Source organism: Photorhabdus sp. RM96S (genome assembly GCF_042879335.1).
In the GTDB taxonomy this organism is placed as follows: Bacteria; Pseudomonadota; Gammaproteobacteria; order Enterobacterales; family Enterobacteriaceae; genus Photorhabdus; species Photorhabdus kayaii.
Genome location: NZ_JBHFKT010000251.1, coordinates 1 through 266, shown reverse-complemented (window position 1 = coordinate 266; position 266 = coordinate 1). Strand labels below are relative to the sequence as shown.

Annotated in this window: 1 protein-coding gene; it reads right to left on the bottom strand. The window is 67.7% G+C overall.

Annotated features, from left to right (window positions below):
• A partial coding sequence (locus tag ACGF49_RS25215; protein ID WP_387493533.1) for a contractile injection system protein, VgrG/Pvc8 family occupies positions 1-266 on the bottom strand: 266 nt, incomplete at both ends.

Below are 266 nucleotides of genomic sequence, written 5' to 3'. Positions count from 1 at the left end.
GCAATCTGCGGGCCCTCCATCGCCGGTTTGGGTAACGGGGCCGGGCGCCAGTGCTGATTGTCGGCAATGAAGGTGAAATCGTTGCGCAGGGTGGTGCCGCTCTCCCCGGCGCGCTGTTCCAGCGCCTGCGGCTGGCTGCCCCGGTGGGTGACGCTGACCAGCTGCCAGAGCCGGTTGAGGTCGTCCCGGGGATGGCCGGTCAGGGTGAACAGCACGCCGGGCTGCATCGTCGCGGCATTACTTTCACCGTCACCGGTCAGGGCATT